Below are 3218 nucleotides of genomic sequence, written 5' to 3' on the forward strand. Positions count from 1 at the left end.
GCGAAAACATCCATGTTTTCGCAGAGCGCCCATGGATGGGTTTACAGCGTGTCACAGAAGTGATTGCACTTAGCCTGCAGCAGGCAATAAGTATCAATGAAGTGTTGGTATCGAATAAACTAATTTGATTATAAAACTCATCCAGCCACAATAATAAAGCGGATTAAACTGAGCTAGCAGACAAAGAAAAAGGGCTTAGCATTGCTGCTAAGCCCTTTCGGTAATTGGTGGAGGCGGCGGGACTTGAACCCGCGTCCAGAAAGCCTACATCCTCGGCACTACATGTTTAGTCTCTCTTTTATTTAACCAAGCAGTCTCCGAAAGACAGGATGCTACTTGGTGAGTCCGGTACTGTTTCGCGGTTCACCCCCGGACGGAGTTCCCTCGCTAGCACACTGTAATATGACCATCAGAATCCACTGTCCACGTGCGAAACGTGTGGTTGATGGCTAGCTAGCCTAAGCTGCTAGAGAGTAGTTAGAGTCGTTTGCAACTATAACGGTGCGGCTTTTTACGAGGCCAACCGCCCCTCGACATGCTCCTTGGGTTTCGTGAATCCTGTCGAATCCAGAATCGCCCCCAATTGAGTTAACTATAACGCTTTGTGAGATGAATACCTAGTATCCATTAACAAAATATAATCGTTTGTTCACTATCTGTTCGTTATAGGCCTATGTTCAATAACAACTTATCAGTTTTCATCGTTTCAGTGGCCCATTAACAATATTAAGCGTTTTCTTTGTCTTTTTTCATTACGCGGGCTTTTTCGATTTTCCACTCGCGTTCTTTGGTGTCTTCACGTTTATCGTGATCTTTCTTACCTTTACCTAAGCCTATTTCGACTTTTACCCAGGCACCTTTGCGCCAGTACATTGATAAAGGAATTAACGTATAGCCTTGACGTTCGATTAAGCCGGCAAGCTTGTCAATTTCACTGCGCTTTAATAGCAGTTTTTTGGTTCTGATTGGATCGCATATTACATGGGTTGAAGCAGTATTCAGTGGTTGAATAGTACAACCATGCATAAAAGCTTCACCCTCTTTAATATAGACATAACAATCCGATAAATTGACTTTACCCATGCGAATGGACTTAACTTCCCAGCCCATAAGTTGTAATCCCGCTTCGATTTTGTCTTCAATGCGGTATTCAAAGGTCGCGCGTTTATTGCGTGCGATGCTCGCTGAGGCGTTTGCTGATTTCTTTTTTACCATTATTATTACCGTTCTGATTGCCGTTATTGACCTGAAGGATGGTGCTGGACAACCCGCAGTGAGCCCATTTGATAAACTCTATTATGTTTACTAACTATAATAGATATGGGGGAGATTTATGATATTACAACGATTATACCGAGTTTCTTGATGATTGTGTTATTTCCAACGCGATTTAACACTCTCAGAGATGCCTTTTTTGTTTAACGTGATAAAATCCCGCTATTGTATTAAGGATTGTGATGTCAGATGCCTAAGATTTCCAAAAGTATGCTGGTTAGATTTAGTGCCTTAGAAATGTATGATTTAGTCAATGATGTTGAATCGTATCATGCTTTCCTACCTGGATGTGTTGGGGGCAAGGTACTGGAATTTGATGGCAAAACCATGGTGGCATCAGTTGATGTCAGTAAAGCCGGGATCAGTAAAACATTTACTACTCGTAATCAAGTGGTGCAAGCTAAATCTATTTCACTTGAATTGGAAAATGGTCCCTTTAAGTACATGCATGGTCTATGGAAGTTTACTGAACTAACCGACGATGCCTGTAAAGTTGAGTTTGATTTAGATTTTGAATTTTCAAACATGCTGGTTGATATGGCGTTTGGTAAAGTGTTTAAAGATTTAATGTCGTCTATGGTAATGGCGTTTACCGATAGGGCAAAGGTGATTTATCGTGATGAATGAAACAGAAAAGTTTTCGGTAGATGTTATTTATGCATTACCAAAACAGCAGAAAATTATTTCGGTGATGGTGTCTCCAGGTACCACATTTATTGAAGCCGTTAAGCAAAGTGATATGGTTAAATTTTTTCCTGATATTAACCTTGAAGAAGTTAAGCTTGGGGTGTTTAGCCGCCAGGCCAAACATGATGAGGTGCTTGTTCCTGGGCAGCGTGTTGAAATATATCGCCCACTCATTGCCGATCCTAAAGATGTTCGCCGTAAGCGTGCCGAAAAAGCTAAAGATGAAGGTCGTATTAATAAAATAACCGGTGCTAAAGTTAACTAAACTTAGAATAATATACGTTTATCAAAATGTGCTTTAGGCCTTTGAGTATTATCCTTTGGTCAATGATGAGTTTATCGCAAGTCAATGGATGCAATAAGCAGGGCAAAGTTTGTAAAATAAATCGTCTATGTTAATTTTGAAATAGGTTAAACACAGTTATTTGGGCTAATTTATCCATGTGTTAACGCTAGTTTAAGGTTAACTCGATTGATGTGTGGCAATGAAAAAATGCCAAAAAAAGCAGGACTCTCATGAGAGGTCCTGCTTTTTTTTGGCATAAATCACATGTTATTGTGTGGCTTATGTTGGTGTATTATCATTTTCTGCCTGGTTCTTTAATGCCGGACGTTGTTCTTCAACTAACGGTTTTGCATCTGGGCGAATTTCAGGTAGTAAAGGCTTCATATCTGGGTCGTTGACGGACGGTAATGAGCTTTGTTCCAGCGGAGTATTAAATTCTTTACTGAGATCGTAATCGCCGCTAACACTGGAAATTGTGTCGCCATTAAAGTGAATGATCAACTCTTTATGAGTAATGCTAGCATCTCGACCACTTTTGAAATGATAGACATAGTACCAAGTGTCATCAGAGAAGCTGTCGCGTAATACTGGGCGACCTAAAATATATTCTGCTTGTGCTTTAGTCATGTCGACACGAAGTTTTTCGACTTGTTGTGTTTCCATGTAGTTGCCTTGTGGCACATCTGGTTTATATATTAACCAGTCAAATACACTGCATCCGCTAAGAGATAATGAAAGCGCTACTGCGCTTACAAGGGTAAGACTTTGTTTTTTGTTTATCATTGTCTGCGCTACTTCCTAAATTCTGTCGGTCATCATACCCAAGCTGTCCCTATGCTGACAAGGGTCTATTAAAAGATGTTGTGTATTTGACTGGTTAATATATAAACCAGATGTGCCACAAGGCAACTACATGGAAACACAACAAGTCGAAAAACTTCGTGTCGACATGACTAAAGCACAAGCAGAA

General features: G+C 40.3%; 4 protein-coding genes, 1 other RNA gene and 1 pseudogene. 3 read left to right on the forward strand and 3 right to left on the reverse strand.

From position 1 onward, the window contains the following. Window positions 1–225 precede the first annotated feature (225 nt). Both ssrA and smpB read right to left on the reverse strand, forming a co-directional pair. Window positions 226–581, reverse strand: a transfer-messenger RNA (tmRNA) gene (gene ssrA / locus H5185_RS21505). A gap of 145 nt (window positions 582–726) precedes the next feature. Next, entirely contained in the window at window positions 727–1215 is a 489-nt protein-coding gene (gene smpB, locus H5185_RS21510) for an SsrA-binding protein SmpB (RefSeq protein ID WP_124016830.1), read from the reverse strand. A 249-nt stretch (window positions 1216–1464) separates the two neighbouring features. On the opposite strand from smpB, the gene H5185_RS21515 reads away from it, so the two are divergent. Both H5185_RS21515 and H5185_RS21520 read left to right on the forward strand, forming a co-directional pair. Next, window positions 1465–1902, forward strand: a complete 438-nt coding sequence (locus H5185_RS21515; protein ID WP_182743166.1) for an SRPBCC family protein — start codon at window positions 1465–1467, stop codon at window positions 1900–1902. Beyond that, entirely contained in the window at window positions 1892–2227 is a 336-nt protein-coding gene (locus H5185_RS21520) for an RnfH family protein (protein WP_124016832.1), read from the forward strand. Before H5185_RS21515 ends, H5185_RS21520 begins: the two co-directional genes overlap by 11 nt. Window positions 2228–2527: 300 nt before the next feature. Here H5185_RS21520 and H5185_RS21525 read toward each other — a convergent pair whose 3' ends face one another. Beyond that, the gene (locus H5185_RS21525) at window positions 2528–3031 is read right to left on the reverse strand and encodes an outer membrane protein assembly factor BamE (RefSeq protein WP_124016833.1); all 504 of its coding nucleotides are present in this window, start codon (window positions 3029–3031) and stop codon (window positions 2528–2530) included. A 67-nt stretch (window positions 3032–3098) separates the two neighbouring features. Between H5185_RS21525 and H5185_RS23145 the strand changes: the two are divergent. Further along, window positions 3099–3218: pseudogene (locus H5185_RS23145) on the forward strand (outer membrane protein assembly factor BamE); the annotation flags it as partial.

It is taken from the genome of Shewanella sp. SG44-6 (genome assembly GCF_014164185.1).
GTDB lineage: Bacteria > Pseudomonadota > Gammaproteobacteria > Enterobacterales > Shewanellaceae > Shewanella > Shewanella vesiculosa.